At 33.7% G+C, this 26,102-nt stretch carries 31 protein-coding genes and 2 pseudogenes; 12 read left to right on the forward strand and 21 right to left on the reverse strand.

Annotated features, from left to right (window positions below; translation table 11 throughout):
• Positions 1-248: 248 nt before the first annotated feature.
• The 3 genes from CLU97_RS24295 to CLU97_RS23285 form a co-directional block, all read right to left on the reverse strand.
• The gene (locus CLU97_RS24295) at positions 249-365 is read right to left on the reverse strand and encodes a hypothetical protein (protein ID WP_317125993.1); all 117 of its coding nucleotides are present in this window, start codon (positions 363-365) and stop codon (positions 249-251) included.
• Positions 329-934, reverse strand: a complete 606-nt coding sequence (locus tag CLU97_RS23280; RefSeq protein ID WP_262691024.1) for an IS982 family transposase — start codon at positions 932-934, stop codon at positions 329-331. Before CLU97_RS23280 ends, CLU97_RS24295 begins: the two co-directional genes overlap by 37 nt.
• A gap of 275 nt (positions 935-1,209) precedes the next feature.
• Positions 1,210-1,662, reverse strand: coding sequence for a hypothetical protein (locus tag CLU97_RS23285; protein ID WP_121490233.1), 453 nt, complete (start codon positions 1,660-1,662; stop codon positions 1,210-1,212).
• Between the two features lie 237 nt (positions 1,663-1,899).
• Here CLU97_RS23285 and CLU97_RS23290 point away from each other — a divergent pair, with 237 nt between their 5' ends.
• Entirely contained in the window at positions 1,900-2,142 is a 243-nt protein-coding gene (locus tag CLU97_RS23290; protein ID WP_121490234.1) for a hypothetical protein, read from the forward strand.
• Between the two features lie 1,395 nt (positions 2,143-3,537).
• Here the strand turns inward: CLU97_RS23290 and CLU97_RS23295 are convergent.
• From CLU97_RS23295 to CLU97_RS23325, 7 genes are all read right to left on the reverse strand, one after another.
• On the reverse strand, positions 3,538-4,638 hold the full coding sequence (locus tag CLU97_RS23295) for a replication initiation protein (protein ID WP_121490235.1): 1,101 nt from the start codon (positions 4,636-4,638) through the stop codon (positions 3,538-3,540).
• Position 4,639: 1 nt separating this feature from the next.
• The gene (locus CLU97_RS23300; protein WP_121490236.1) at positions 4,640-4,894 is read right to left on the reverse strand and encodes a hypothetical protein; all 255 of its coding nucleotides are present in this window, start codon (positions 4,892-4,894) and stop codon (positions 4,640-4,642) included.
• Between the two features lie 80 nt (positions 4,895-4,974).
• Complete coding sequence (locus tag CLU97_RS23305) at positions 4,975-5,226, reverse strand: zinc-ribbon domain-containing protein (RefSeq protein ID WP_121490237.1); 252 nt, start codon at positions 5,224-5,226, stop codon at positions 4,975-4,977.
• A gap of 7 nt (positions 5,227-5,233) precedes the next feature.
• Complete coding sequence (locus CLU97_RS23310; RefSeq protein ID WP_121490238.1) at positions 5,234-5,737, reverse strand: hypothetical protein; 504 nt, start codon at positions 5,735-5,737, stop codon at positions 5,234-5,236.
• Entirely contained in the window at positions 5,727-6,488 is a 762-nt protein-coding gene (locus CLU97_RS23315) for a ParA family protein (RefSeq protein ID WP_121490239.1), read from the reverse strand. Before CLU97_RS23315 ends, CLU97_RS23310 begins: the two co-directional genes overlap by 11 nt.
• A gap of 176 nt (positions 6,489-6,664) precedes the next feature.
• Positions 6,665-6,985, reverse strand: a complete 321-nt coding sequence (locus CLU97_RS23320) for a hypothetical protein (RefSeq protein WP_121490240.1) — start codon at positions 6,983-6,985, stop codon at positions 6,665-6,667.
• Between the two features lie 19 nt (positions 6,986-7,004).
• Positions 7,005-7,223: a hypothetical protein gene (locus CLU97_RS23325; protein ID WP_121490241.1), complete on the reverse strand. Its 219-nt coding sequence runs from the start codon at positions 7,221-7,223 to the stop codon at positions 7,005-7,007.
• A 399-nt stretch (positions 7,224-7,622) separates the two neighbouring features.
• Between CLU97_RS23325 and CLU97_RS23330 the strand changes: the two genes are divergently transcribed.
• The 4 genes from CLU97_RS23330 (at position 7,623) to CLU97_RS23350 (ending at position 11,686) form a co-directional block, all read left to right on the forward strand.
• The gene (locus CLU97_RS23330; protein WP_121490242.1) at positions 7,623-9,620 is read left to right on the forward strand and encodes an FISUMP domain-containing protein; all 1,998 of its coding nucleotides are present in this window, start codon (positions 7,623-7,625) and stop codon (positions 9,618-9,620) included.
• A gap of 78 nt (positions 9,621-9,698) precedes the next feature.
• Positions 9,699-10,160 (forward strand): hypothetical protein, encoded by a 462-nt coding sequence (locus CLU97_RS23335; protein WP_121490243.1) that lies wholly within the window; start codon positions 9,699-9,701, stop codon positions 10,158-10,160.
• Positions 10,147-10,494 carry a four helix bundle protein gene (locus CLU97_RS23340; RefSeq protein ID WP_121490244.1) on the forward strand — a complete coding sequence of 116 codons (348 nt, stop codon included), beginning with the start codon at positions 10,147-10,149 and terminating at the stop codon, positions 10,492-10,494. The genes CLU97_RS23335 and CLU97_RS23340 overlap by 14 nt, the downstream gene beginning before the upstream one ends.
• A gap of 364 nt (positions 10,495-10,858) precedes the next feature.
• Positions 10,859-11,686: a hypothetical protein gene (locus CLU97_RS23350; RefSeq protein ID WP_121490246.1), complete on the forward strand. Its 828-nt coding sequence runs from the start codon at positions 10,859-10,861 to the stop codon at positions 11,684-11,686.
• On the opposite strand, the gene CLU97_RS24445 is transcribed toward CLU97_RS23350, so the two are convergent.
• From CLU97_RS24445 to CLU97_RS23370, 4 genes are all read right to left on the reverse strand, one after another.
• A complete protein-coding gene (locus tag CLU97_RS24445; RefSeq protein WP_121490247.1) occupies positions 11,670-11,837 on the reverse strand; it encodes an IS3 family transposase in 168 nt (55 codons plus the stop codon). The two genes, CLU97_RS23350 and CLU97_RS24445, sit on opposite strands and share 17 nt — an antisense overlap.
• Positions 11,838-11,840: 3 nt before the next feature.
• The gene (locus CLU97_RS23360) at positions 11,841-13,187 is read right to left on the reverse strand and encodes an IS5 family transposase (protein ID WP_121486246.1); all 1,347 of its coding nucleotides are present in this window, start codon (positions 13,185-13,187) and stop codon (positions 11,841-11,843) included.
• Between the two features lie 108 nt (positions 13,188-13,295).
• Positions 13,296-14,015, reverse strand: coding sequence for an IS3 family transposase (locus tag CLU97_RS23365; protein WP_228437925.1), 720 nt, complete (start codon positions 14,013-14,015; stop codon positions 13,296-13,298).
• A gap of 11 nt (positions 14,016-14,026) precedes the next feature.
• Positions 14,027-14,323, reverse strand: coding sequence for a transposase (locus CLU97_RS23370; RefSeq protein WP_121490249.1), 297 nt, complete (start codon positions 14,321-14,323; stop codon positions 14,027-14,029).
• Between the two features lie 57 nt (positions 14,324-14,380).
• On the opposite strand from CLU97_RS23370, the pseudogene CLU97_RS23375 reads away from it, so the two are divergent.
• The 5 genes and pseudogenes from CLU97_RS23375 to CLU97_RS23395 all read left to right on the forward strand — a co-directional run.
• Positions 14,381-14,593: pseudogene (locus tag CLU97_RS23375) on the forward strand (transposase); the annotation flags it as partial.
• A 65-nt stretch (positions 14,594-14,658) separates the two neighbouring features.
• The gene (locus tag CLU97_RS23380) at positions 14,659-14,964 is read left to right on the forward strand and encodes a DUF4158 domain-containing protein (protein ID WP_121490250.1); all 306 of its coding nucleotides are present in this window, start codon (positions 14,659-14,661) and stop codon (positions 14,962-14,964) included.
• Positions 14,943-15,704: pseudogene (locus CLU97_RS23385) on the forward strand (Tn3 family transposase); the annotation flags it as partial. The gene CLU97_RS23380 and the pseudogene CLU97_RS23385, both read left to right, overlap by 22 nt.
• A gap of 114 nt (positions 15,705-15,818) precedes the next feature.
• Complete coding sequence (locus CLU97_RS23390; RefSeq protein WP_228437923.1) at positions 15,819-16,421, forward strand: recombinase family protein; 603 nt, start codon at positions 15,819-15,821, stop codon at positions 16,419-16,421.
• Positions 16,422-16,465: 44 nt separating this feature from the next.
• Positions 16,466-16,789, forward strand: a complete 324-nt coding sequence (locus tag CLU97_RS23395; RefSeq protein ID WP_121490252.1) for a hypothetical protein — start codon at positions 16,466-16,468, stop codon at positions 16,787-16,789.
• Here the strand turns inward: CLU97_RS23395 and CLU97_RS23400 are convergent.
• Positions 16,786-17,553: an IS5 family transposase gene (locus tag CLU97_RS23400; RefSeq protein ID WP_121486240.1), complete on the reverse strand. Its 768-nt coding sequence runs from the start codon at positions 17,551-17,553 to the stop codon at positions 16,786-16,788. The two genes, CLU97_RS23395 and CLU97_RS23400, sit on opposite strands and share 4 nt — an antisense overlap.
• Before the next feature lie 229 nt (positions 17,554-17,782).
• Here CLU97_RS23400 and CLU97_RS23405 point away from each other — a divergent pair, with 229 nt between their 5' ends.
• Positions 17,783-18,298 carry a P63C domain-containing protein gene (locus tag CLU97_RS23405; RefSeq protein ID WP_262691034.1) on the forward strand — a complete coding sequence of 172 codons (516 nt, stop codon included), beginning with the start codon at positions 17,783-17,785 and terminating at the stop codon, positions 18,296-18,298.
• 270 nt (positions 18,299-18,568) lie between these two features.
• On the opposite strand, the gene CLU97_RS24165 is transcribed toward CLU97_RS23405, so the two are convergent.
• The 6 genes from CLU97_RS24165 to CLU97_RS23445 form a co-directional block, all read right to left on the reverse strand.
• A complete protein-coding gene (locus CLU97_RS24165) occupies positions 18,569-18,691 on the reverse strand; it encodes a thioredoxin family protein (protein ID WP_228437924.1) in 123 nt (40 codons plus the stop codon).
• On the reverse strand, positions 18,688-19,935 hold the full coding sequence (locus tag CLU97_RS23875) for an alkyl hydroperoxide reductase (protein ID WP_183084669.1): 1,248 nt from the start codon (positions 19,933-19,935) through the stop codon (positions 18,688-18,690). Before CLU97_RS23875 ends, CLU97_RS24165 begins: the two co-directional genes overlap by 4 nt.
• A gap of 243 nt (positions 19,936-20,178) precedes the next feature.
• Positions 20,179-21,525, reverse strand: coding sequence for an IS5 family transposase (locus CLU97_RS23425; RefSeq protein ID WP_121486246.1), 1,347 nt, complete (start codon positions 21,523-21,525; stop codon positions 20,179-20,181).
• Between the two features lie 623 nt (positions 21,526-22,148).
• Complete coding sequence (locus CLU97_RS23435) at positions 22,149-22,499, reverse strand: hypothetical protein (RefSeq protein ID WP_317125994.1); 351 nt, start codon at positions 22,497-22,499, stop codon at positions 22,149-22,151.
• Between the two features lie 541 nt (positions 22,500-23,040).
• Positions 23,041-23,760 (reverse strand): IS982 family transposase, encoded by a 720-nt coding sequence (locus tag CLU97_RS23440; RefSeq protein WP_228437927.1) that lies wholly within the window; start codon positions 23,758-23,760, stop codon positions 23,041-23,043.
• Positions 23,761-24,003: 243 nt separating this feature from the next.
• Positions 24,004-24,456 carry a hypothetical protein gene (locus tag CLU97_RS23445; RefSeq protein WP_121490233.1) on the reverse strand — a complete coding sequence of 151 codons (453 nt, stop codon included), beginning with the start codon at positions 24,454-24,456 and terminating at the stop codon, positions 24,004-24,006.
• Between the two features lie 237 nt (positions 24,457-24,693).
• Here CLU97_RS23445 and CLU97_RS23450 point away from each other — a divergent pair, with 237 nt between their 5' ends.
• Positions 24,694-24,936, forward strand: a complete 243-nt coding sequence (locus CLU97_RS23450; RefSeq protein ID WP_121490234.1) for a hypothetical protein — start codon at positions 24,694-24,696, stop codon at positions 24,934-24,936.
• The last annotated feature ends 1,166 nt before the right edge of the window (positions 24,937-26,102 follow it).

Genomic DNA, 26,102 nt, shown 5'->3' on the forward strand with positions numbered 1-26,102 from the left:
TTTACAAAGGTCTTGACGACACTAATGACGGATTGGAAAGAATGCTTAAATAGTAAGATAATATCCTTACGTTATCTTAAATAACTTATTTTTCTGAAAATAAGTTATTGGGATAATAGGTCTTATCATAACCTCTTGAAAGCCTCACTATAAATTATTTTATCATTATCCGATGTCTTCTCTTACAAAATTAGCATTTATAAAAAAATAATTCCAATTTTTTCCCTGTTTAAAGTAAATTAGTCCAACTAGAGATTTGTTGAAAAATAAAATAGATGTTTTTTCCAACTGGTGATTAATTGAATTCCATCTACAAATAATAATTGGGTCAATTTTTCGCTGATATAACCTTTATCTCCGAGCAACTTCCCAAAAATAGACTGTAAAAAGATTCATTTTTCAACGGTTCTCTATCATCAACATTTGCCTGTGTTACACAAAAACTTAAAAGTTCACCTTTGTCATTGATGATGATATGAAGTTTGAAACCATGAAACCAACCCATGGTAGATTTTCCTGTGGTAGCAATATCTTTGAACACTTTGTTCCGTTTTATCCTTTTATTTTTACAAACTCTTATTGGTGTGCTGTCTACAAAAGATATTCCTGTGCAAGTTCCTAAACAACAGGTTTTTGCAAATAGCGTCATAGGCATCAATGCAGACTGCATTAATTCTACAAAGCGATTATAGGAAACAGTTTGGGGGAAATCTTGTGTCATATGTTTTTGCACATAATAAATATAAAAATGTTTAAAAGTCCTAAAACCACTCAGATGAAAAAGCAGCGTAATTGTGATGACTTCAGAAGTGCTCATTCTGGGTTTCTTTTTTGGTTTGTTTCCAAGGAGGAAAGGTTCTGAAAATTTTTCAAAATCTTCACAAAACTCATCAACAATACAAAAAATATCCGTAATTTTATCAAAACAAATCATAAGGCAAATTTTAGTTAAATCATTATCTATCATCAACTTAAAGATACTAATTTTTGCCTTTTATTGCAAGTTTTTTATTCTAAATTTACAATCGAACTCAGGTTATAAGTAAATTAAACATTTGTGATCTTTTTTTGTTTCATGTGAATGCTTCTTTATTTACCTCCAAAAAGGTGAAAATTTCCAACATAATAGTAGAGTCTACCCTTCTAATTAAATTGCTATAAAAATCACTTAATTAATTACAGGTCTTTAATATAAAGAGATAAAAAATATTAATCAATAGTTAGATATTTTTGTTCCAAAAAATTAACATAAGTTTCTTCTTCATAAACCTCAAAATCATTATTTACAAAAATAGAGTGATTATTTATTGGAATTAAACTCAGATCAGGTAGAACAACATTGTATTTTAAATCTACAAAATGACCACAAATACCTTTATCATTGATTTTCGTTAATTTTTCTTTTAAAAATTTGTCTCCTCGATTCATATTGTTAGGCAAATTGCGTAAATATCTTCTTAAGAAAGAAATTTCCCATTCTTCTGTAACTGATTCTATAGCAGATATTTTAAGGTCTTTTATTTCTGAGTCTTTCGCTTTAAGTAATTTATTAAGATATAATTCTACTATATCAGCTATTTTCGCCTTGGATCTTTCTTCTTGGTGCCTGGATGAAAATAATAATAAATATGGGGCTGACAGCAATATTTTATTTTTACTCATTTGTTAATTTTTCGCAAAACAAAGAATAAAATTATATATCATGCAATATATATATTGTAATTTATAAAAATTAATTCAATTATACAAATGCTTACTTAGTCATATTTTAAAATTAATATAACTATATAGTCACTCCTTAAAATACATTTAAAACATTGGATATTAGTATTCTAAATATTGATTCATTTGTTTTTTCTTGCAGGTTTTTGTATTTTAGAGCTTTAAAACCTTGCAAATATGTTGGGAAAAAATCCAGAAAAACTGCCAGAATTATTTCGCCCGATGTTGGTGGATTTTATTGATGAGAAGCACGAACTTGTATTGCTTTCAGAAAAAATTGATTGCAATCTTATGGAGGCGGATACTATTTCTCCAATAATGCAGGTATGGCCAGAAAAAGGTAGTATATTTTTTTCTACTGCAAAAGAATTCAATTTAAATTTGGATACTTTAATAAACGGACATTGTAAAGGTAAATAATATTTTATCTATTAAAATACACCAGATCAATAGATTTTATCCTTAACGTACTTTATAATCCGTTTCGTGAGCCGACCCCTAAATGATCCACCTAAACCACTGGGATATGAGTAATGATTTTTGGTAGAAAATTGTTTTATTTCGATAGCTGTTTTCATAATATTAAATTATTTATTTAGTTTATATAATAATATAAAGTTATTGTTTTAAAATAAGCTTTATGCTTTGGTATATGAGGAAACTTTGTCTTCTTCTGAAGTGGTGAAGGTTTCATAAGAGAAAGCATAATAAGTTTTGGTTTTTTGGGTTTGTTTCCGTTGATGTCAAAGAACTCTGTTTTTTGCTTCGTTTAAATTGAGGTATCGTCTTTTCTATTCCCTATACCATGAAATTTTTCAGGCATAAAAATGGGGCGGTTCACCGCTGGGTGTCGGGGTAGTATTTTTCGGAGGGTCTGCAAAAAATTTTTAAGGGAGCTTGCGGAACAAAAATTTTTGTGGAAACCGTAAAATACTATTAGCAAAGAATTTTTTTGAATGAAACATTTCACCTTCGCATAAGAAAAACGGACTGCCTCAAAAACGAAGTGAAAGACAGCAAGTTCTTATCAACGGGGATGAATCCGGAAAATCTTAAACTTAATGCTTTCTCGTTGCAACCCACACATAAAAAATAATTCCATACTGCCGGAGGGGATCTGATCGGGTTGGCCATCGAGGGGAATTCAGAAATCCGGAGGCTGGAATTTAGTTCGATAAAAGCAGTGCAGCTGAGGGCAACCGGGCCGGATCCGGAAAAACTTAACGAACTAAAAATATGCTCAATCTAGCGTTAGGGATTGAAGCAATTGTCTTTTCTTTCATTTTTTATTTCTTTTTTTTTGCGCAACTTTTTTTTCTTTTTATAGACAGCATCTATTAAAAATTGATGATGTTTTTTCCGACTATAAAAAATATTTGTCCGTTAGGACAAAAAAAAGCATGTGAGCCGAAGGTGAACTCCTTTTTAAGGCTTTAGCCGACTATAAAACAATTGCTTTTTAAAATACAATAGTTTTTTATTACATAGCTTTTTAGCTTCTGTAAAAAGCCTATGGAAAGGGGTTTACAGAGATAATGCTGTAGGTCTATCCGTCATAACTATGTAGGTCTATCCGTCAAAATCCATCTTAAAACTGTAGGTCTATCCGTCATAACTATGTAGGTCTATCCGTCATAACTATGTAGTTCTATCCGTCAACAATGTAGGTCTATCCGTTAACTATGTAGGTCTATCCGTCAACTATGTAGGTCTATCCGTTAACTATGTAGGTCTATCCGTTAACTATGTAGGTCTATCCGTCAACTATGTAGGTCTATCCGTTAACTATGTAGGTCTATCCGTAACTTAACATAATTATTTCTTTAGTTCGGGAAATACTTTATCATATAAGTACCCTCCAAGCTTTTTAATTTCTTCCCCACTTTCGGTTTCAAACCATACTTTTTTATGATAGAATTTTGATTCTTTATTATCATAACTCTTGTTAAATGTTACTGCATTCATGAACCTGTTATACATTTCCTTGTAGCCCATCCTTTGTAATAAGAACATAATTTGATTTTCTTTTAACCCATATTCTGTAAAATGTTTTATAGCGTTCATCATTTCCGGTTCTAGCGAATCTTTGTCTAATCTTTTTTGAAATGTGAAATGCAGTCCTGTAATTTTTCTACCGCTTTTTACCGTAGTCCACTTTATATTTGAAATATCTAATTTGGTGTTACTGTTAAAGGATTCAATCGCTGGATCTAAAAAAACTCTTTTAAATTCAGACCAAGACTGTAAATATTCCTTCTTTTTAAAATCTGTTTGCTTTTCATCCGGCTGAAATAATAATTTAAGCTGAAGTTGCTGGCTTTCCTGAGTTTCATCTTCATCGTCTCGGATGTAAACTATAAATCCTAAAAGTGTTTTAAATTCTTCTAAAGAGACCTTGTAAAAGCCTGTTGATTTGTATTGAGAAAGAAGCTCAAAAAACTTTTTCCTGCTTTCTCCTTTTAAATCAATAATATTACTTTCAATTTGAGTATATTCAATTTTCGAGGTTTTTGCATACTCTAATGCAAATTTCTCATAGAAAAAAATTTTCCCAAAATCAGCAAAAGTGATAATAAATTCTTTGGGGTTAAAATCGTTTACCTCTACATTACTAAATAGATTATAAACGACTAGGCTAGAAGTTTTTTTATTATAAAATGCTCCTTTGGGTTCTAACAAACCAAAACAAAAAGATAGAATTTGATCGGGTGAATAAGTATTTTTCTGGACTTTTATTTTTTTATACTCCAAAAATTTATCATAGTTAAAAATTACTTTTCCAGTTGCATTAGGGTCAGTAAAATTTATTTGAGTTTGGAGAAAATAAATTATATCTTTTTGTATCTCTAGTACATCTTGTAAAATACTTTTAGTAAATAAATTCGACTGAAATAAATAATTTCTATTTGGCTCCATATTAATTTTTTGAGAATGGTTTATAAGTAAAATTTGTTACTGGATTATCATTGTCAAATATTGCATAAAAGCTGTCAGGATTGGAAAAATAATCATCTTTTTTAATATAAACTTTTATCCATAACCATTCTTTATTTTTACTACTCAGCCAACTTGCTAGTTTTGAAGGGTTCCATGTTTTATTATACCATACTGTTTTTTTGCTTAAAGTATCATAAACTACACAAAAAAAACCTGTACTTTCTACTGTTTTCATTTACTAATATTTTTTGAATTGTAGTAATAATTTCTTATATTTGTGGTAGGAAAAAACATCTTTATCGATGTTTGAGGGCTCTATTTATTAGGGCTCTTTTTTATTTCTGTCTTCTCAGATTTATTAGGTGAAAATCTAAAAAGACTTACCGCCATTGCTAATAAAAATACTATAACAAAGCCAATTAATACTGTAGCACAACCTATATTTAAAGTCTGTAAAAAACAGCCTTCTCCTTTAGGTTTGATGGGATTGATCGGATGGCCACAATTAGGGCAAGCTTCCGCATTATCAGAAATCCTTTTATTACATTCAGGGCAATTGACTAACATAGTATTATTATTTTCTATTGATCTTAAATTTCATTTCCAAGTGTTCTACCAAGAGAGCTAAAAATTCTTCTTTGGTATACCTTCCACCTCCCTTTTGTTGATGGAAAATAAAATTATAAATCCAATTTACATCATTTTCACTCAGGGTAAATGATGTATTACTCATTATTGTATTAGGATCTCTTTTTAATCCTCTCCCCCTTTTTGTTGGTTTTTCTATATCTTCCGGGCGTTGGGGAATATCCGCAAATGTATTTCTTAAAAGCTGGATTCCCTCACGTACAGCATCACTTTCACTATAAAGATGATTAGATGGATTTTCTTCTATTTTAAAAATCCTGAATCTTTTTATATAGTGAATCAGATCCTGATTAACCCGGAAAGAAAAAATTACAGTATTATCAGTAGAATATTCTTTTTCCTGTTCCTGTATTTTTTCTGCATTTTTCTGTAGGTTGAATCCGGCAGTCTTTAAATTTCCAAGACCTTTAATTTTAGGCTTATTTTGCATCTATTTTAATTTTCATTAGTAGTTCATCTGTTAACTTTCGATAATCCATAGAAACAGGGGAAAACGGCTTTAAAAAGACTGCCGATTCTTCCATGTTAATACTGGTTCTTATGAAAGCGTTCTTTCTCACATAGCTTTTAAAAAGAAGATTTGAAATTTCACTTTCGGAAAGTTCTCTGTAAGCTTCTTTAAAATCCTTTGTATTTTCCTCTACTTTAGCAAAGAAAAATCCTAAATATTGCGCTGTTAATTTTTCATTCACCTGTAAGCGGTCCAGTGTTAAGATAAGGGTTGTAAGTCCGTCCAATGTAAAAGCGTCATAATCTACCGGAGAAATAATATAATCGGATGCAAAAACAGCGATTTCACCAAATCCAAGATCATCATTTATGGGCTTTGGTGCACAGTCTATCAGGCAGAAATCAAAATCTTTTTCCACTTTTTTCAATGGTTTTTTTAAGCTATCCCTTTTTAGACCTTTAGTAGAAAGCTCTAGCTTTCCGGAAATAACAGATATATTTTGGTTTTTCCCCCTTAATGCATAGCGGATAGGCTCTACAGAGTGCAAAAATTCCTCTACATTATACTCAATTGTTTTATCTACACCATAACCGAGTGATAAATGGCATTGTGTATCAAAATCAATAACCAAAACCTTATATCCCATTTCCGCTAAAACTCCGGAAATATTGATGGTACTGGTAGTTTTTGTAACACCTCCTTTCTGAGTAAATATTGATATTGTTTTCATTGCTTAATTTTTGTATATTTAATTTTAGTTCGTTAAAATGTAGCTGGCCAGCTCGATATCTTCCGGAACCGGTTTTAATTTAACGAACTAAAATTTTTTACTGCTGTTTATTTTTTTAGTTCGCTAAAATCATTCAGGATCTTTAAAATCCTGGAACGAATGACGAACTATTATTTTTAAAGTTCCTTTATAAATTTTGCCGTGCTTTTCAGAGATTCCTCAATTACACTGATTTGTTTTAACATTCCGGCCTTTTGTTCTGCCATTTTTTGGATTTTCTCATCCTTTTTCCGGATGGTTCCCTCTAATCTTTTTATTTCTGCTCCCTGTTCTTTGCTTTTTTCAAGCAAAGGAAAATATTTTTCTATAACTTTTAGAACTGCATAACCATTATTAGTTGTATCAAGATGTTCTAAAAGTTTTTCAAAGCGATCTTTGTCCTCTTCTGTGAGACTTTTCACATAGATAGTATCAGGACGTGAGTTTGTTCTAGCCATTTTGATTTTTATTATTAGTTTAAAACACTTTTAATTGCTCTTCCTGTTTAATTACTCGGCAGGTATCGCCATCGTAAAAGGTCCAATCTTGGCCATTTACATCAGAAAATGAAACCGTTTTACTCTGTGGATAATAAAGGCCATTTAGAACTTTCCCAATTGCAACAGTGGATCCTGTTTTTCTGATATCCTCAATTTTAAGGACTTCAAATTTTACGTACTTAGGTTGATTATTCATATTTGTTAATTGGTTTTGTAAATATACTAAATAATTTAATTAGTCAATATAATAATTTAATATTTGTTTATAAATTTTCTATTAACATTACAGCTAATACAGCTATTATAAGTATAATTAATCCTTTGGCAGGACTAAGAAAATCTTTATTCCCAAAACCACATTGTATAAATGGATAGAAAAATATAATAAAACAACCCCTTTTTAAAAAACAAAAAACACAATGCGTCCTGATTATAAAAATATTTATAATGATATCCTTGAAAAAAAATATCCTCACAAAAGAAAAGAATGTGAGTCTTTACTAAAAAAAAGATGTAATTTTGCAAAATAATTTGCTCAATATTATTGAGCAGATGAGATACAAATATGAACATAATTTAAAAAAATAGTTAAACGATGAAAAAAAGATTATTGCCGCTCCTTTTTGGATTGATGGGCTGCGTTTCTCTCTATGGTCAGGTCGGGGTCAATACAGAGACTCCTAAAGCGACCTTAGAGGTAAGACCTAAAGCTATTGACGGAAGTATTTCCGAAGGTGTCATTTGTCCACGTCTTACAGCCGATGCACTGCATCAGGCAGATATTAACGGAGTATACAGCCAGGACCAGGATGGGACTATTGCTTTTGTCACTTCACAGCCTTCTGCTGGCAACAGGGTTGGACAAACGATTGATATAGACTCAAGAGGCTATTACTATTATGATTATCCTGCCAATAAATGGATTAAAATGCTGTATGGAGCTCCCGGAGCTGTGGTAGGATCTTTAGACTGCGCCGGAGCAACAGTTTCAGGCAGCTTAGTCAATGGCCAGCCTGCCTCAGGAGTTACAGGATCTATTAACTACACAGGAGGAAACGGGGGAACTTACTTTGGTGGAGCCGTAGGCTCTACAGGAGTAACCGGTCTTACAGCGAGTATTGCTTCCGGGACGATTAATCAAGGATTCGGAAGTTTATCATATACAATAACAGGAACACCTTCTGGAGCGGGAAATGCTATTTTTCCTGTTAACTTTGGTGGGAAGTCATGTAATTTATCGATTCCTGTTACCAATTCTTCTGCTAACGTTACAGTATTAAACTGTGCTGCAGCAACAGTTTCAGGAAGCTTAACCAGTGGCCAGCCTGCTTCAGGAGTTACAGCATCTATTGGTTATACAGGAGGAAACGGGGGAACTTACGGAGGCGAGAGCGTTACTTCTACAGGAGTAACCGGTCTTACAGCAACGTTGAATTCGGGAACGATATCGTCTTCTGGAAATATTATTTATAGTATATCCGGGACACCATCTTCTAATGGCACAGCGAGTTTTACGATTAATTTTGGAGGTCAGAGTTGTGTATTATCAGTAAATGTAGGATCAGCCCTTTCAATAGGAAGCGGCAGCTTAGTTGGTAAAACATGCTTTGATGTTGTAATGGTTAATGACGGAGGAGACTGCGGTACCCTTTCCGGCCGCTTATCTCAGAAGGCAGACTTTAGCCAGGCATCAACGAATGTACAGACTTATACCTTTACTCCTACAGGTACAGTAAGCAATGTTCGTTTTTTATATACCAATAGCAATGGACAGGTCATTAACAGTATCAGTGGAGGGAATTCCGGAAATAATATAACCACTTCTGTTAATGCGACAGTCAGTTACAATACGAACCTGAACACGCTTGCTTCCGGAACGATGAGAATAAATGCGTTAACGGCCCAGATCATTGTTATTTATAATGATGGTGCGAGTAATAACGGTACAGATCGTCAGCTTCGACTAACAGTTAATGTACAGGACTGTGCTTGTTGTGGGGCTTATATTGCTCCAGGGCAGTGGAAGGGTTTTATGTGCCATAACTTAGGGGCGGATATGAGTGCAAACGCTCTTGTTGCTTCAGCCTCTATTCACGGAGCGAAATACCAGTGGGGAGCTCAGACAAATGAGACGGGAAGATACTATTCTCAGGCTCAGGATCTGTCTAATTCAGGAACGATTGCAGGATGGAATAGTACAGACTTACCTGATAACACCTGGCAGGATGGAGTAAAAACAGCTAAAGATCCTTGTCCTGCAGGATACAGGGTTCCTACACAGGCACAATGGCAGGGTATTCTAAGCTATCCAAGCCTAAACCCTATAACAAGAATAGGTAGCTGGGCTAGCAGTGCTACAAATTACACAACGGCTATTAAGTTTGGAAACTCTTTATTGCTTCCTGCCGCAGGCAGCCGTCTCTTCACTAGTGGTGCGCTCAACGGACGCGGTATCAACGGCTCCTACTGGAGTAGTACCCAGTATACTAGTCTGTATCTGTATGCCAACTACCTGAACTTCGATAGTAGTGCCAATCTTATGAACTTCTACAGTCGTGCGAACGGGTTTAGCGTCCGCTGTATCTCAGAATAAATTCTATTGATTTTATTATTTATCTATTTCCGGCGGCTTTTTGCTGCCGGAATTTTTACTAAAATAATCTATATTCCTATGAAAATAGCAGATATAATAAGGCAAGAAGATCATACCAAAATACAGCTCTATAAGCAGGGCGTGTTTTGGGTAGCCTATGAGCAAAGTGCTTATGCTGTATGGAAGATCACAGGCTATAAAGCGAGTAAAAAATATGTGAAGAATATTTGCAGCTATGTGGTAAGCATTGGCTTTCCTAGCTCTGCTTTGGAAAATAAACAATGGAGGGGGAAGCTCTTTCCTTTGGAAAGGACAGAAAAATATATGAGCTTCTTGCCTTCTTTCCCATTGGAAAATGAAAAATTTGAACTCTGGAAAAGTAATGCAGCCTTATCTGAAAAAAAAGAGAATGATAAAGAAACAAAATCTACAGAAGAAGCAATAAAAAAATTCCCTTTGGAATCCAAAACACCTGTTGAAGCTTTCTTGTTTCTACGGGATTTACAAGACAAAATAAAAGTAAAAAATGGCATTATATGATCAGCTTCCAGTATACAAGATAAGTTATGATTTGCTGTTACAGCTATACCATATTTCTAAAAATATGGAACGTGATTATAAATTTACATTGGGAGAAAAAATAAAAAATGAAAGCACAGAACTTATCATCCATATTTACAAAGCCAATACAAAAGCACAGAAAATAGAATTATTAGAAAAAGCAAAATCAAATATAGAAGTAATAAGACTTTTACTTCGGATATATAAAGACCTGAAACAGATCTCTTTAAAAGATTTCATAGAGGTGTCAGAAAAAATAGAAAGTACCAGTAAGCAGATAAATGCCTGGTATGTGCAACAAAAAAATAAATAAACATCTACACAGTAGGTCAGAGTTCTGTATAAAATATTATTCAGGAGAGTACCTGCCAAGTTCAGTAGAATGCCTATATGGGTAAAAACGTTGTGAATGTGAAATAAACAATGTGCTAATAGGCAAAAATAAAAATTCTACAAGCATTGCCTGCCGCAGGCAACCGTAACAACACTAATGGTGCGCTCAACAACCGCGGTAACAACGGCAATTACTGGAGTAGTACCCAGAATACTAGTCCAAATGCCAACAACCTGAACTTCAATAGTAGTACCGCTGGTATGAACAACAACAATCGTACGAACGGGTTTAGCGTCCGCTGTATCTCAGTACTTGGCTGTAGATGTTATTTTTATAAAATCTTATGACAGAATTAAAGTATAATATATTCCTAGCTTATTACGAAGCAAGGAAAAATAAACGACATACCCGGAATCAGCTATTATTTGAAATAGAGTATGAAAGTAATCTTTTGGAACTTTATTCAGAGATAAAAAATAGAACTTATAAAGTGGGTAAAAGCGTAGCTTTTATAGTAGAAGAACCTATAAAGAGAGAGATTTTTGCTGCAGATTTCAGGGATAGAATTGTACACCATTTATTATTTATGTATATAAATCCTATATTAGAATCAGCTTTTATAGATGATAGCTATAGCTGTCGTAAAGGAAAAGGTACACTTCTTGGGATCCAAAAAGCTTATGAATATCTGGAAAAAGTTTCTAATAATTTTACACATAGCGCTTATATACTAAAGCTGGATATAAAAGGATACTTTATGAGTATAAATAAAAATATTCTGCTAAGCAAGCTGCAGAAAATGATTACTCTTCAGGGCTATATAGAAAGCAGAAAAAAATTATCGGATGCTGGTTCGCTGGGAGGATTAGGTTATGATGATCTGTTTTATCTTTTAGAACTTGTTATAAAAAATGACCCTAAGGCTAATTGTTTTATAAAAGGTAGTCTGTCACACTGGCAGGGCTTACCAGAATCAAAGAGCCTTTTTAAGGCCTCACCACATTGTGGGCTTCCTATAGGAAACCTTACATCTCAGCTTTTTAGTAATGTATACCTTAATGATTTTGATCATTATATAAAAGAATCTTTGGGTGTAGAATATTACGGAAGATATGTGAACTTCCTACAAAAAAGTGGACAAATTTCCTTAGCCCCTATGCTGCGATTTTAAATTTGTTAATAATAAGTTGATTAAATTCTAATATTGTTCTATTTTCCAGATGCTTATGTCTTCTGTGAGTATTATAGAATCCTTCTATGTATTCAAATATTGAAAGTTCAGCCTGTTTTTTGGTTTCATATCTATTCTGATAAATAGTCATTCCTTAAGAAATGCTATTTTCTAATTTATTTTTAAACATAGAATTAGAAAATAGGATAATTTGTATTTGATAAAAAAATAAACTCAATTCTTTTTTCAGTATTTCCATCATTTTCTTCATATTCCAGGCGGTTGCTGATAATAATGCATTGATTTGTGGCCCCATTTCTCCCATGAAATAATTTTGAGCCAGCCTAAAATCCGTCTTTAAGTGTCCGATGATAGGTTCGATCGCTGCTCTAGTTCTGAATTTCTTGCGTTTTATTTGTTTTTGATAAGCGGTGTCTGTTTTTCTTGGAGTGCTTGGAATAGAGATTTTTACGCCTTTGATCTCCGATTTTCCTCTGCCACCTCGATCGTAAACGAGTTCTTTTGGAAGTTGCTGACCACTGTTTTCCATTTGCTCCAGAAGCGGCTCAATGGTGTGACCATCGTATGGTGTTTGTAAAAATGCCTTAATCCCAAGAATGATTTTTTTGCCTTTGCCCGAGGTCGTTATCAAGCCCACCTTATTTCCAAATTCATACTGTTTATGAGCTTTTCCTTTCGCAATACATCGGGTAAATGGTTTGTGAATGCTGTAAATTTTATCGGTATCGTTTCTTTTTTGAGTAACCGCTTTGGCGTAAAGTGTCAGTGTATTTTTGTAAAACTCTTTCTGTTCTGCCGTAAAATTGCGTTCCAGTTCTCGTATCAGCCTCATGGCGATGGTTTTTAATTGTCTTTGTGACTTTCTTGCCATTTTAGCTCGCTTAGGATGTTTGCCGTTGTAGGTGTTGCGAACCAGTCGTTTGCTGACTTTCGTGTAGCGCTGTCTCTGCTTTAGGCCTTCTTTTTCGGCTATTTTGTTGCAATAATCAATTACTTTTTTACACAATTTCGCATCCGTAGGAAAAGTAGTGTTATTCTCTTGAACCGTGGTATCTGACAAAACAAAATGTGAAGTATTGACCTTTGCATCATGCATCCTTACACTGTAGGCAAAGATTTTTTCAATACCGTTTTCGCCAATTCTTTTTCGGAAATGCACAAAATTACTTGGGTCACACGGGAATTCATGTTCAAAGAAAACTCTTCCGCAAAAATACTGCATGTAAGGATTCATAATCCACGCTGAGGCAAGGGTTTCATCGCCCAAATTGTACAGGTGCTTCAAAAGAAGGCAGCCCACCATAAACCGAATCGGATGACTTGGATTGCCTACTTTAGAATACAATGGAGAAAATTCTTTCTCGAAATAATTCCAATCAATTTTTTCTGAAAGCAATACAAGTTCGTGCTTCTCATCAATAAAATCCACCAACATCGGGCGAAATAATTCTGGCAGTTTTTCTGGATTTTTTCCCAACATATTTGCAAGGTTTTAAAGCTCTAAAATACAAAAACCTGCAAGAAAAAACAAATGAATCAATATTTAGAATACTAATATCCAATGTTTTAAATGTATTTTAAGGAGTGACTAAATAAGTTCCATTTTCAGGGTTTTAAAGAAACTTTCAGCCACTGCATTATCCCAGCAATTCCCTTTCCTGCTCATACTTCTAATAATTTGTTTGTTTTTTCCGACCATAGATACAAAATCCTTACAGGCATATTGAACCCCTCTGTCAGAATGGAAAATGAGTGAATCCGTTTTCATTAATGGACGATTGGAAAGAGCCATTTTAAAAGCAGCCATACTCGTATCTTTAGCATACATGGTAGAACTCAGAGACCATCCAATTACTTTTCTATCAAATAAATCTATTACAGTGGTAAGATACAACCAACCCTGTTTGGTTCTGATGTAAGTGATATCCGATACCCAGGCAGAATTGGGTTTGTCCACCGAAAAATTTCTGTTCAAATGATTTTCCACAACAGGATATTTATGGGATGAATCGGTAGTCACCTTAAATTTCCTTTTCAATATACTTCGTAATGAATGCTTCTTCATCAGTCTTGCTACTCGCTGTTGAGAGGCTTTTATTCCCAATGATTCCAGTTCTTTAGCTATTCTGGGACTGCCATACCTGCCTTTATAAAGAGCATAAATTTTCTTGATTTCATCACTCAACATTTGATTATACAATGTTCTTTTTGATGGAATCCCAGCAAGCCATTTATAATATGAACTTCTGCTCACTCTTAGTACTTTACACATCTTTTCAACAGGAAATATAGTTGTATGAGATTCTATAAAAAGATATTTTACCTGCCGCTCCTGGAAAAGATGCTTACCGCCTTTTTTAAGATTTCATGCTCCAATTTTATGTCAGCAAGCTCTTTGTTAAGGCGGATAATTTCCAGCTCTTCCTTGCTCTTTTCCTTTATGGTAGATGCTCCTGTCAATTTTCCTGATTTAAACTCCTTGCTCCAACGCTTGATATTGTCTGGATTCACTCCAAGCTCTCTTCCTAAAGAGGTCATACTGCATCCTCTCTCTTCTAATAATTCCAATGTCTTGAGTTTAAACTCTAAACTGTAATTCTTTCTCCTGTTTTTCATGTCTTAAAGATAGAGCATGGGGGCTTAGCTTTTGTGTCCACCCAAAGGTAGTAACTCCATACAATAGAGGGGTTTTGGTCTATCTTAAAAAGAGGTATCGTTGGAATCTATCATTTTACCTCTAAAAAACATTTACAGATGTATGTAGATGAGTTTGTTTTCAGATACAATACACGTAAACAGACAACCGAAAACAGATTCAACCTATTACTATCAAATTTAGAAAACAAATTAACTTACAAAACATTAATAGGCCCAGTGACCACATAGGCGTTCAAAATGGCCAACTTTTTTGAATGTATGAATTTCTTATCCTAAATTAGATAAGAAAAATAATGAAACAAATATGGAATGAAGAAGAGCTAGCACAATATTGGTCTCTTATCTACGAAGAGTTGGAGCTTCTTAAGACTAAGCCACAGAAGCATCACTTGATCTTTTGTATGCAATTGAAATACTATAAGAATTATGGTGCTTTTCCAGAAAATGGAAAAGATATCAGTGAGATTCCTCTACAATATATTTCAGAACAGTTAGATATTTCTGATAATATATTTTCCTATGAATGGGAGAGTAGAACGGCAAGAAGGCATAGACAGGAGATTCTCACATTCTTAAAAATAAGAAAGTTGCGAGTATGATTGAAGGAGTTCTTAGACATTGTACAGAAATGTCGATTGATAAACAGTATGTTGATACGCATGGACAAAGTGAAGTTGCATTTGCCTTCAGTTATTTATTAGGATTTAATTTAATGCCCAGGCTTAAAAACATAGCAAAACAAAAACTGTATATCCCGGATATTGGCCTGGCGGATAACTTTCAAAATTTGTCTCCTATACTAACAAGACCTATCAACTGGGAACTTATTGCACAGCAATATGATCAAATGGTACAGTACACCACAGCATTAAAGCAGGGAACTGCCGATCCGGAAGCTATATTAAGACGTTTTACAAAAGGAAATATTACCCATCCAACATATAGAGCATTATCAGAACTTGGAAAAGCTATAAAAACGATATTTCTTTGTGAATATCTTGAAAAAGAAGAGTTACGCAGAGAGATCCACGAAGGTTTAAACGTTGTTGAAAACTGGAATTCTGCCAACTCATTTATATTTTTTGGCAAGGGAGGTGAAGTAGCAGCCAACAGGCTAGAGGATCAAGAACTTTCCGTTCTATCCTTACATCTGGTTCAGATCTGTCTTGTATATGTAAATACATTGATGATTCAGCAAATAGTATCTGCTGAAGAGTGGAAACATGTATTGACACAAGAAGATTACCGGGCGCTTTCCCCTTTAATATATGCTCATGTAAATCCATATGGAGTTTTTGAACTTAACATGAATGAACGGTTAAGCATTACAGGTAGCTAGTTTATTTTAAGTGTACCTATGATGAACTACCATTACGCTAGTGCATTAATCTGAAAATTGAATGTATATTGCACTAGATTAAAGAAACCATTTAAAATGAACTAACCTATGAGAATGTACGCCTATTTAAGAGCATCTACCAAAGAACAGGATCCCCTGAGAGCAAAAGATAGTTTGTTAGAATTTGCAAAATCCCTGAAGGTGAAAATTTCAGCCTGGTTTATTGAAAATGAATCCGGTGTAAAGCTTCAACGTCCGGAACTTTTCAGGCTTCTGGAAACGGCAGAACCAGGAGACGCAATTTTAATTGAGCAAATTGATAGAATCACCAGGTTATCTGAAGGGGATTGGCACAAATTAAAATCTATCATACTCGATAACCGTATAAAAATAATATCTCTGGATCTGCCTACCAGTCATTCTTTTGCTAATATAGATGATGAATTTCAAAGATGGGTTTTGTCAGCTGTCAATGCAATGATGCTCGATATTCTTGCTGCGACAGCAAGAAAGGATTATACAGACAGGAGACGTAGACAAGCTGATGGAGTAGTAAAAGCTAAAGATGAAGGGAAATATAAAGGAAGGCCAGAAAATGTAGAGCTGCATAAAAAGATTCAGAGCTTATTAGATGTTGGAAAAAGTTATAGCGAAATCCAGTTTCTGTTAGGATGCTCTAGGCACACTATTTCTAAGGTGAAGAATAGAAAGATTTAAAAGTTGGCCATTTTGAACGCCTATGTGGTCACTGGGCCTAATATATGGTTAAAAACAAGATTATTCACGAAGGAGAAATAACGTTAGGTGATGTTATTATTCCTTGTTATGTATTAGAAGATGGGACAAGAGTTCTTTCTGGATACGCTATGCAAAACGCATTAAATCTGCAAGAAGAAGCAGATAATAGATCAGGAACAAGACTGGCCAGATACTTAGGTCAAAAATCTCTTGAACCCTTTATTTACAGGGGTAAAGAGCATGGCCATTATGATCCTATTGAATGCTATAAAGGTACTCAAAAAATAAATGGATACGAAGCTACTGTTTTAGCAGATATTTGCGATGCCTTTTTAGAGCCTGTTTAAATTTTATTGAGTAATAATTTTATAGCGGATAATTTGGTCATATTTTCGGAAGACTCATGCAGTAGTTCATAGTTCCTACAAAGCCTTCTGTCATTATCAAACCAAGCAAAAGTTCTTTCTATTACCCATCGTTTACTTACGGGTTTAAACTCTTTTTTAGCTTGTTTTTCTTTATCCCGACTTACCACTTTTACCAGGTATGAATAAAGGCTATGAGCTTTATCTAGAAAATCTCCTCTATAGCCTGCATCAGCAAGAATACACTTGAAATTCATCAGCTCTTCCCTGAGTAATCTAAGCAAAAGCAATCCAGCCTTACTATCATGAATATTGGCTACACAAACCATCACTGCGATTAAAAATCCATTCTTATCTACTAGCACATGGCGTTTTATTCCTTTTATTTTCTTATTTCCATCTACGCCATGAAGACCTCTATTATTGCCCCAGCGTACACTTTGGCTATCCATTATTCCTAAGGAGGCTTCTGCTCGCTGACCCTTTTTTATACGAACTTTCATTCGTAGCTTTTCTAGAATTAAGTCAAAATATCCCAACTCCGTCCAACGGATATAATAGTAATAAACCAATTGCCATTTGGGGAAATCTTTAGGAAGCATACGCCACTGGCAACCTGTTTTTATCAAATACATTAAGGAGTTCCAAATCAAAAGAAGAGGATATTTTCTCTTTCTCTCTTTTAGGTTCATCGTTTTCTTTATATATTGCCACTGGTTTTCAGTTAAATCGGTTGGGTATTTCATTTTTTTTTTTCAAATATCCAACCTCTGAAAGCCTCTTAACAAAATTTTCTACGAAAATTTAAACAGGCTCTTAGAAGCAAGAAAAGAAATCAAACTATCATCAAGACAAAAAATAATTGCAGACCAATGCGAAATTCTAATTAGAGGATTTGCTCGTGTAGGAATTATTGCGTTAATTGATGAAGCTACAGGCTATCAATATGACAGAGAAAGGTTTGAGTTACAAAAAATTCTAAATGCCTATATTTCTGATGAAATTTTAAGATGGCAATTAACATTTACGGATGATTTTTATAAGCAAGTTTTTAGATTATGGAACTTGCCTTTTATCCCAAAATATATTAAAAACAAGCCTTCATTTATAGGAAAATTAACCACAAAATATATCTATGAGGGGTTGCCAAAAGGGATAATTTCCAAAATAAAAGAAAATGCAGGCAAAACTGAAAAAGGAAATTGGAAATACAAATGGCATCAAACATTAACTCCTGAAATAGGGAGAGAACATCTTAAGAAACAAATCATACAAGTTACAACCTTGATGGAAGTGTCTGAATCAAAAGAACAGTTTAATGCATTATTTCAGCAAAAATACAATAAAAAACCAGTCCAATTACAATTAGAGTTTGATGAAGAGCCAGAACGCCCAATGAAACTTTCTGATTTTAATAAAAAACTAAAAAAAGGTTTAGACTATAACCCAAAAGATGAGGACGAAGAAGATGACGAATCAGAATTAGTATAAAAACAATCCCCAACGAAAGAAGGGGATTAATTTTTGGAAAAGTTTGTGTAAAATTGTATTTAGTTACCATAAAATTTTACATCAATTACAATATTATTATCAAAATAAACGTATAAGAAATAATACTCAATAATTGATTTCTTTAATTTGTATAACCAACGATCGGAATGAGAATAGTTACAATAGTAGTTACCAAATTCCTTAAAGACTTCCTGATCAGATTTTCCAATTAAATAAAGATAGTCTTCTCTTTTCATAGAACGATATAAATTATTTGTATTCCAAAATTTCCTGAAGAGAAGCTGATTTTAAAAGAATGTTTCCTGATGCATCAAGCAAAACCATTGTAGGAGTACCTACTACACCATAATTAACAAAGTTTGGTCCTTTCATTCCTTCAAGGTCACAGAATGCATCTTGTTTCCATGGAAATAAATCAGCTTTACTTTTAAAAACTTTTTCATCTGTATCCGCAGAAATAGATATAATACGGATGTTATTTTTTTCAGGTATTCATAGTTTCCCGGGAGCTGCCCAAGAAGATTTTCACATGGACCACAACCGGATTCATAGAACACCAGAAGAGTTTTTGAATATCCTTTTGTAGCCATATCAGCAGAACTTATGGTCTGTACATCATGATTGTGATCTTCACTCTTTCCTATATGATGAGTAAAAATGAGATCTGGCGCCTTGGTTCCAATGGCACCCTTTTTATAAACGGCCAGAGGCCCATCAAAGTTGGTCATTTTCCCAGAAGAAAGAACCCATGGGGCAATAGCTCCAATATACTGATCTTTACCCTGTTGAGTAAGATAGTAAGTAGTACGCTCCACAAAATCCGTATACTGTTTGTTATTATCTAGCTTTTGGGTGATTCGAGAGAAATCTTCTACGAAACGGTAAGGATCCTGCAGCACCTGCGTATGGATGCTTACCCATGCAGAGATTACGTTAGCCCAGTATCCGGAGGTATAGAGCACCTCCGGATCCATCTGGGTGGCTATGTAACCTGCGATATTGGCGGCCTTCTGGGCTTCATTATCAAAGATCTCTGTGCCTATGCCCTGGGTAGTATTGATGATGCGAATAAGCTCTTTGGCATAGTCCGGGTCTTTACCCAGGGAAGCCTGGAAGCTTTTGTAGCTTCTCTTCTGTACATCATACTCCTGCAGAAAGACTGGGAAGCTTTTGTCTGTTTTGGGATAGGATCGTGTGGCCTGTAGCATGGCATCATGCCGGGCTAAGATGCCATGCTGCTCTTTATAAAGATCATTGAGCTCCTTGTTCTGTGCATTGCCTTTGTAGATAATGTTTTTCTCTGTAGGAAGTGCCTCCTGGCAGCTTACAGAGAAGTCTCTGCCGGGGATGAGCATATCTAGCCCCCCTCCATCTTTGCTATTGGTAATGAGCCAACGACTCATGCCTGTGTAGGGGGCATATTCTTTGGGAATCTGGAGGGCAAATTTCCCGTTGGCGGGTATGGTACCCTGTAGAATGGTCTGCTGCTTATCTCCCTGGAAGATCACAAAATCGTAGGTCTTACCAGCAAAATAGGGGAAATTCATGTTTATTTTCTGGGCTTGAGACCAGCAGCAGAGGCTGCATAGGATAAGAGAGATTATCTTTTTTTTCATAGTTGCTTTTTATAATGCAAATGGGTAGAGTATTATTTTGTTTAAATTTTTACTGAAAAAACCGTACTTGTCAAAAACTGCGGGCGCATTCTTATGAAGTAAAGTATACCGTAAACGGTAGGTTTTGTAATGTGACATAAGTCCTAAATAAGAGTTGAGTACAGCTCTCATATTTCTTAGGTCTTCCGCAGTAATATGGGGCTTCTCTTCTATCTGTTTTTTATAAGTATATATAGTCATTCCTTAAGAAATGCTATTTTCTAATTTATTTTTAAACATAGAATTAGAAAATAGGATAATTTGTATTTGATAAAAAAATAAACTCAATTCTTTTTTCAGTATTTCCATCATTTTCTTCATATTCCAGGCGGTTGCTGATAATAATGCATTGATTTGTGGCCCCATTTCTCCCATGAAATAATTTTGAGCCAGCCTAAAATCCGTCTTTAAGTGTCCGATGATAGGTTCGATCGCTGCTCTAGTTCTGAATTTCTTGCGTTTTATTTGTTTTTGATAAGCGGTGTCTGTTTTTCTTGGAGTGCTTGGAATAGAGATTTTTACGCCTTTGATCTCCGATTTTCCTCTGCCACCTCGATCGTAAACGAGTTCTTTTGGAAGTTGCTGACCACTGTTTTCCATTTGCTCCAGAAGCGGCTCAATGGTGTGACCATCGTATGGTGTTTGTAAAAATGCCTTAATCCCAAGAATGATTTTTTTGCCTTTGCCCGAGGTCGTTATCAAGCCCACCTTATTTCCAAATTCATACTGTTTATGAGCTTTTCCTTTCGCAATACATCGGGTAAATGGTTTGTGAATGCTGTAAATTTTATCGGTATCGTTTCTTTTTTGAGTAACCGCTTTGGCGTAAAGTGTCAGTGTATTTTTGTAAAACTCTTTCTGTTCTGCCGTAAAATTGCGTTCCAGTTCTCGTATCAGCCTCATGGCGATGGTTTTTAATTGTCTTTGTGACTTTCTTGCCATTTTAGCTCGCTTAGGATGTTTGCCGTTGTAGGTGTTGCGAACCAGTCGTTTGCTGACTTTCGTGTAGCGCTGTCTCTGCTTTAGGCCTTCTTTTTCGGCTATTTTGTTGCAATAATCAATTACTTTTTTACACAATTTCGCATCCGTAGGAAAAGTAGTGTTATTCTCTTGAACCGTGGTATCTGACAAAACAAAATGTGAAGTATTGACCTTTGCATCATGCATCCTTACACTGTAGGCAAAGATTTTTTCAATACCGTTTTCGCCAATTCTTTTTCGGAAATGCACAAAATTACTTGGGTCACACGGGAATTCATGTTCAAAGAAAACTCTTCCGCAAAAATACTGCATGTAAGGATTCATAATCCACGCTGAGGCAAGGGTTTCATCGCCCAAATTGTACAGGTGCTTCAAAAGAAGGCAGCCCACCATAAACCGAATCGGATGACTTGGATTGCCTACTTTAGAATACAATGGAGAAAATTCTTTCTCGAAATAATTCCAATCAATTTTTTCTGAAAGCAATACAAGTTCGTGCTTCTCATCAATAAAATCCACCAACATCGGGCGAAATAATTCTGGCAGTTTTTCTGGATTTTTTCCCAACATATTTGCAAGGTTTTAAAGCTCTAAAATACAAAAACCTGCAAGAAAAAACAAATGAATCAATATTTAGAATACTAATATCCAATGTTTTAAATGTATTTTAAGGAGTGACTAAATATTTTTTTAAATTATGTTCATATTTGTATCTCATCTGCTCAATAATATTGAGCAAATTATTTTGCAAAATTACATCTTTTTTTTGCGTTAAATTCAAAATAACTTAGAATTTAATGCTACCTGGACAAATTGATCAGGTAGAAATTTATTTTTATACTTTTTGCCTTCTAAAAATCCTATACTTACAAAAACAAATCCTTCCACTTGCTGATGGTGGTTCTGCTTATTTTAAAATGACGAGACATTTCAGTATTGGTTAGTTTATGCTCTTTCTGGTACATTAAAAGTTTTAATATAGAATTTTTTGTATAACAGCGGTGCATTTGATTGAAACGTTCTGTTTCTGTATCTGGGGACCCAAAAATCAGAGTATTAAGTTTGATCACATCAAGATCAGTGATTCTTTTTTTTAGTAAAGACTCACATTCTTTTCTTTTGTGAGGATATTTTTTTTCAAGGATATCATTATAAATATTTTTATAATCAGGACGCATTGTGTTTTTTGTTTTTTAAAAAGGGGTTGTTTTATTATATTTTTCTATCCATTTATACAATGTGGTTTTGGGAATCTTATATTTTTCGATCACCATCATCCGTGTCATCTCTCCAGAATTGATCATTTCCAGGATAAAATCAATTACCTCTCGAGTATAAATATTTTTACGGAAAACAGGAAGTTTAGATTTCTTTTTTCCTGAAGAGCGGTAATTACGTTTCTCTTCAGGAGCATATAAAATTAAATGCTGAGAATAAATCCTGAAAAAATCATATTCAAGTAGTTTACTCCATCGTAATAAAACTTCAGTATCAAGACTTTTAGAGTCGTACATCTTTTGGATCTCTTCAAAGGTAGTATCCATAAATTTACAAATACGTGATATATCTATATCACTCTCTTTCACTTTCTGAATGAGCAACTGTCCTATATGGATATTTTTATAAAAGCTCATAATATCTATTTATGTTATGTTATTTAGTTCATATCTCTTTACAACATATAATGATCTTATAACAAAATCATTTATTTTTTTGTATAAAATTCTTGGAAATGCCACTTTTAGGTACAATTAAAACAGCACTTAATGACTCTATAGGTCTATTGATTAATTATCAAATGCCAAGCCTGTGTAACCCTAACTTGGGGGAAATAGTATTTACAAAGGTCTTGACGACACTAATGACGGATTGGAAAGAATGCTTAAATAGTAAGATAATATCCTTACGTTATCTTAAATAACTTATTTTTCTGAAAATAAGTTATTGGGATAATAGGTCTTATCATAACCTCTTGAAAGCCTCACTATAAATTATTTTATCATTATCCGATGTCTTCTCTTACAAAATTAGCATTTATAAAAAAATAATTCCAATTTTTTCCCTGTTTAAAGTAAATTAGTCCAACTAGAGATTTGTTGAAAAATAAAATAGATGTTTTTTCCAACTGGTGATTAATTGAATTCCATCTACAAATAATAATTGGGTCAATTTTTCGCTGATATAACCTTTATCTCCGAGCAACTTCCCAAAAATAGACTGTAAAAAAGATTCATTTTTCAACGGTTCTCTATCATCAACATTTGCCTGTGTTACACAAAAACTTAAAAGTTCACCTTTGTCATTGATGATGATATGAAGTTTGAAACCATGAAACCAACCCATGGTAGATTTTCCTGTGGTAGCAATATCTTTGAACACTTTGTTCCGTTTTATCCTTTTATTTTTACAAACTCTTATTGGTGTGCTGTCTACAAAAGATATTCCTGTGCAAGTTCCTAAACAACAGGTTTTTGCAAATAGCGTCATAGGCATCAATGCAGACTGCATTAATTCTACAAAGCGATTATAGGAAACAGTTTGGGGGAAATCTTGTGTCATATGTTTTTGCACATAATAAATATAAAAATGTTTAAAAGTCCTAAAACCACTCAGATGAAAAAGCAGCGTAATTGTGATGACTTCAGAAGTGCTCATTCTGGGTTTCTTTTTTGGTTTGTTTCCAAGGAGGAAAGGTTCTGAAAATTTTTCAAAATCTTCACAAAACTCATCAACAATACAAAAAATATCCGTAATTTTATCAAAACAAATCATAAGGCAAATTTTAGTTAAATCATTATCTATCATCAACTTAAAGATACTAATTTTTGCCTTTTATTGCAAGTTTTTTATTCTAAATTTACAATCGAACTCAGGTTATAAGTAAATTAAACATTTGTGATCTTTTTTTTGTTTCATGTGAATGCTTCTTTATTTACCTCCAAAAAGGTGAAAATTTCCAACATAATAGTAGAGTCTACCCTTCTAATTAAATTGCTATAAAAATCACTTAATTAATTACAGGTCTTTAATATAAAGAGATAAAAAATATTAATCAATAGTTAGATATTTTTGTTCCAAAAAATTAACATAAGTTTCTTCTTCATAAACCTCAAAATCATTATTTACAAAAATAGAGTGATTATTTATTGGAATTAAACTCAGATCAGGTAGAACAACATTGTATTTTAAATCTACAAAATGACCACAAATACCTTTATCATTGATTTTCGTTAATTTTTCTTTTAAAAATTTGTCTCCTCGATTCATATTGTTAGGCAAATTGCGTAAATATCTTCTTAAGAAAGAAATTTCCCATTCTTCTGTAACTGATTCTATAGCAGATATTTTAAGGTCTTTTATTTCTGAGTCTTTCGCTTTAAGTAATTTATTAAGATATAATTCTACTATATCAGCTATTTTCGCCTTGGATCTTTCTTCTTGGTGCCTGGATGAAAATAATAATAAATATGGGGCTGACAGCAATATTTTATTTTTACTCATTTGTTAATTTTTCGCAAAACAAAGAATAAAATTATATATCATGCAATATATATATTGTAATTTATAAAAATTAATTCAATTATACAAATGCTTACTTAGTCATATTTTAAAATTAATATAACTATATAGTCACTCCTTAAAATACATTTAAAACATTGGATATTAGTATTCTAAATATTGATTCATTTGTTTTTTCTTGCAGGTTTTTGTATTTTAGAGCTTTAAAACCTTGCAAATATGTTGGGAAAAAATCCAGAAAAACTGCCAGAATTATTTCGCCCGATGTTGGTGGATTTTATTGATGAGAAGCACGAACTTGTATTGCTTTCAGAAAAAATTGATTGCAATCTTATGGAGGCGGATACTATTTCTCCAATAATGCAGGTATGGCCAGAAAAAGGTAGTATATTTTTTTCTACTGCAAAAGAATTCAATTTAAATTTGGATACTTTAATAAACGGACATTGTAAAGGTAAATAATATTTTATCTATTAAAATACACCAGATCAATAGATTTTATCCTTAACGTACTTTATAATCCGTTTCGTGAGCCGACCCCTAAATGATCCACCTAAACCACTGGGATATGAGTAATGATTTTTGGTAGAAAATTGTTTTATTCGATAGCTGTTTTCATAATATTAAATTATTTATTAGTTTATATAATAATATAAGTTATTGTTTTAAAATAAGCTTTATGCTTTGGTATATGAGAGAAACTTTGTCTATCTTCTGAAGTGGTGAAGGTTTCATAAGAGAAAGCATAATAAGTTTTGGTTTTTGGGTGTTTGTTTCCGTTGATGTCAAAGAACCTCTGTCTGTTTTTGCTTCGTTTAAATTGAGGTATCGTCTTTTCTATTCCCTATACCATGAAATTTTTCAGGCATAAAAATGGGGCGGTTCACCGCTGGGTGTCGGGGTAGTATTTTTTCGGAGGGTCTGCAAAAATTTTTAAGGGAGCTTGCGGAACAAAAATTTTTGTGGAAACCGTAAAATACTATTAGCAAAGAATTTTTTGAATGAAACATTTCACCTTCGCATAAGAAAAACGGACTGCCTCAAAAACGAAGTGAAAGACAGCAAGTTCTTATCAACGGGGATGAATCCGGAAAATCTTAAACTTAATGCTTTCTCGTTGCAACCCACACATAAAAAATAATTCCATACTGCCGGAGGGGATCTGATCGGGTTGGCCATCGAGGGGAATTCAGAAATCCGGAGGCTGGAATTTAGTTCGATAAAAGCAGTGCAGCTGAGGGCAACCGGGCCGGATCCGGAAAAACTTAACGAACTAAAAATATGCTCAATCTAGCGTTAGGGATTGAAGCAATTGTCTTTTCTTTCATTTTTTATTTCTTTTTTTTTGCGCAACTTTTTTTTCTTTTTATAGACAGCATCTATTAAAAATTGATGATGTTTTTTCCGACTATAAAAAATATTTGTCCGTTAGGACAAAAAAAGCATGTGAGCGAAGGTGAACTCCTTTTTAAGGCTTTAGCCGACTATAAACAATTGCTTTTTAAAATACAATAGTTTTTTATTACATAGCTTTTAGCTTCTGTAAAAAGCCTATGGAAAGGGGTTTACAGAGATAATGCTGTAGGTCTATCCGTCATAACTATGTAGGTCTATCCGTCAAAATCCAT

The sequence above is a fragment of the Chryseobacterium sp. 7 genome (genome assembly GCF_003663845.1).
Classification (GTDB): Bacteria; Bacteroidota; Bacteroidia; order Flavobacteriales; family Weeksellaceae; genus Chryseobacterium.

Bases quoted from the DNA above. Each gene is read 5' to 3' on its own strand.
- CLU97_RS23280 (WP_262691024.1), bottom strand. From the start codon at position 934: ATGATTTGTTTTGATAAAATTACGGATATTTTTTGTATTGTTGATGAG.
- CLU97_RS23285 (WP_121490233.1), bottom strand. From the start codon at position 1,662: ATGAGTAAAAATAAAATATTGCTGTCAGCCCCATATTTATTATTATTT.
- CLU97_RS23290 (WP_121490234.1), top strand. From the start codon at position 1,900: ATGTTGGGAAAAAATCCAGAAAAACTGCCAGAATTATTTCGCCCGATG.
- CLU97_RS23295 (WP_121490235.1), bottom strand. From the start codon at position 4,638: ATGGAGCCAAATAGAAATTATTTATTTCAGTCGAATTTATTTACTAAA.
- CLU97_RS23300 (WP_121490236.1), bottom strand. From the start codon at position 4,894: ATGAAAACAGTAGAAAGTACAGGTTTTTTTTGTGTAGTTTATGATACT.
- CLU97_RS23305 (WP_121490237.1), bottom strand. From the start codon at position 5,226: ATGTTAGTCAATTGCCCTGAATGTAATAAAAGGATTTCTGATAATGCG.
- CLU97_RS23310 (WP_121490238.1), bottom strand. From the start codon at position 5,737: ATGCAAAATAAGCCTAAAATTAAAGGTCTTGGAAATTTAAAGACTGCC.
- CLU97_RS23315 (WP_121490239.1), bottom strand. From the start codon at position 6,488: ATGAAAACAATATCAATATTTACTCAGAAAGGAGGTGTTACAAAAACT.
- CLU97_RS23320 (WP_121490240.1), bottom strand. From the start codon at position 6,985: ATGGCTAGAACAAACTCACGTCCTGATACTATCTATGTGAAAAGTCTC.
- CLU97_RS23325 (WP_121490241.1), bottom strand. From the start codon at position 7,223: ATGAATAATCAACCTAAGTACGTAAAATTTGAAGTCCTTAAAATTGAG.
- CLU97_RS23330 (WP_121490242.1), top strand. From the start codon at position 7,623: ATGAAAAAAAGATTATTGCCGCTCCTTTTTGGATTGATGGGCTGCGTT.
- CLU97_RS23335 (WP_121490243.1), top strand. From the start codon at position 9,699: ATGAAAATAGCAGATATAATAAGGCAAGAAGATCATACCAAAATACAG.
- CLU97_RS23340 (WP_121490244.1), top strand. From the start codon at position 10,147: ATGGCATTATATGATCAGCTTCCAGTATACAAGATAAGTTATGATTTG.
- CLU97_RS23350 (WP_121490246.1), top strand. From the start codon at position 10,859: ATGACAGAATTAAAGTATAATATATTCCTAGCTTATTACGAAGCAAGG.
- CLU97_RS24445 (WP_121490247.1), bottom strand. From the start codon at position 11,837: ATGACTATTTATCAGAATAGATATGAAACCAAAAAACAGGCTGAACTT.
- CLU97_RS23360 (WP_121486246.1), bottom strand. From the start codon at position 13,187: ATGTTGGGAAAAAATCCAGAAAAACTGCCAGAATTATTTCGCCCGATG.
- CLU97_RS23370 (WP_121490249.1), bottom strand. From the start codon at position 14,323: ATGAAAAACAGGAGAAAGAATTACAGTTTAGAGTTTAAACTCAAGACA.
- CLU97_RS23380 (WP_121490250.1), top strand. From the start codon at position 14,659: ATGAAACAAATATGGAATGAAGAAGAGCTAGCACAATATTGGTCTCTT.
- CLU97_RS23390 (WP_228437923.1), top strand. From the start codon at position 15,819: ATGTACGCCTATTTAAGAGCATCTACCAAAGAACAGGATCCCCTGAGA.
- CLU97_RS23395 (WP_121490252.1), top strand. From the start codon at position 16,466: ATGGTTAAAAACAAGATTATTCACGAAGGAGAAATAACGTTAGGTGAT.
- CLU97_RS23400 (WP_121486240.1), bottom strand. From the start codon at position 17,553: ATGAAATACCCAACCGATTTAACTGAAAACCAGTGGCAATATATAAAG.
- CLU97_RS24165 (WP_228437924.1), bottom strand. From the start codon at position 18,691: ATGAAAGGACCAAACTTTGTTAATTATGGTGTAGTAGGTACTCCTACA.
- CLU97_RS23875 (WP_183084669.1), bottom strand. From the start codon at position 19,935: ATGAAAAAAAAGATAATCTCTCTTATCCTATGCAGCCTCTGCTGCTGG.
- CLU97_RS23425 (WP_121486246.1), bottom strand. From the start codon at position 21,525: ATGTTGGGAAAAAATCCAGAAAAACTGCCAGAATTATTTCGCCCGATG.
- CLU97_RS23435 (WP_317125994.1), bottom strand. From the start codon at position 22,499: ATGGATACTACCTTTGAAGAGATCCAAAAGATGTACGACTCTAAAAGT.
- CLU97_RS23440 (WP_228437927.1), bottom strand. From the start codon at position 23,760: ATGATAGATAATGATTTAACTAAAATTTGCCTTATGATTTGTTTTGAT.
- CLU97_RS23445 (WP_121490233.1), bottom strand. From the start codon at position 24,456: ATGAGTAAAAATAAAATATTGCTGTCAGCCCCATATTTATTATTATTT.
- CLU97_RS23450 (WP_121490234.1), top strand. From the start codon at position 24,694: ATGTTGGGAAAAAATCCAGAAAAACTGCCAGAATTATTTCGCCCGATG.